The following is a 1,049-nucleotide window of genomic DNA, read 5'->3' on the forward strand; positions in this document are numbered from 1 at the left end:
CCCTTATTCAAAGTAGAAGTGCACCACTCATTTCAGTATAGGTTTCAAAAGGTGTCTTGTAATTAAGACACTTTCTTGGCCTTGAGTTTAGTGCATTTTCAATTTTCAAAATTTGATTTTCAGTGATCGTTTCAAAGTCAGTTCCCTTAGGTAAATATCGACGTATTAGTCCGTTAATCTGCTCTACCGCACCTTTTTCCCAGCTATGGTATGGCTGGCAGAAGTAAGATTTACAGTCTAGATACTCATTCACAACTAGATGATGTGCATTCTCGACTCCATTGTCGTAAGTTATTGAATTAACTAGTCCAGGTGGGTGTTCTGAGAGTTTTTTGATAATTGCATTTTTCGTTACGATTGCTTTTTTTGAACTCAGCTTGGTGATGTGAGCTAACCTGGAAACCCTTTCAACTAAAACGTTCAATGCCAATTTACGTCCCTTTGACTCCACTGAATCGCTTTCCCAATGTCCGACTTCAGTTCTATTATCAACTTCAATAGGTCTCTCTAAGATGCTGGTTTTTAAAGTTGCTTTTCTAACATACTTTCGTGCTGGATATTTTTTACGACGCCTCTTATGCTTCCTGGGTAGGTGGCTAATTAGTTCTGGGGCCTGATGGTAAATAAACTGATAAATTGACTCGTGGCAGGCATATGGAGCCTCAGATTTAAGCTTCAGCCGTCCAGAGATTAGCTCTGGAGTCCAACCTATGCGTAGTTTATTTACGACGTAATTCCTCGTTTCACTACACTTTAACCGCTCTCGCGTGACTCTCCTTCTCATCCTTGACTTATAGGCTCTATGAGCAGGATTAGGGTAGTAAGTGGGTACATAATGAGTTGACATATTACGGTCAATCTCACGACTAATTGTTGAGTGTGAGCGATCTAATAGCCTTCCTATTTCGCGCATGGACTTCTTTTGGTAGTGATACCACTCAAATAACCTTTTACGTTCCCACTCTGTTAAGTGGTTATATTGCTGTCCCATAATCCCCTCCTAATCTTTTAAAAAAGTATAGGTGGTGCACTTCTAGGTTGAACGTGGC

Annotated in this window: 1 protein-coding gene; it reads right to left on the reverse strand. The window is 40.3% G+C overall.

What is annotated here, in order from left to right; genetic code table 11:
• Positions 1 to 7 precede the first annotated feature (7 nt).
• Positions 8 to 991: an IS30 family transposase gene (locus ACVBIL_RS20575; RefSeq protein WP_447168792.1), complete on the reverse strand. Its 984-nt coding sequence runs from the start codon at positions 989 to 991 to the stop codon at positions 8 to 10.
• Positions 992 to 1,049 lie beyond the last annotated feature (58 nt).

The sequence above is a fragment of the Shewanella sp. 125m-7 genome (assembly GCF_052977045.1).

Excerpts from the sequence above, each read along its gene's own strand:
- ACVBIL_RS20575 (WP_447168792.1), bottom strand. The coding sequence starts at position 991 with ATGGGACAGCAATATAACCACTTAACAGAGTGGGAACGTAAAAGGTTA.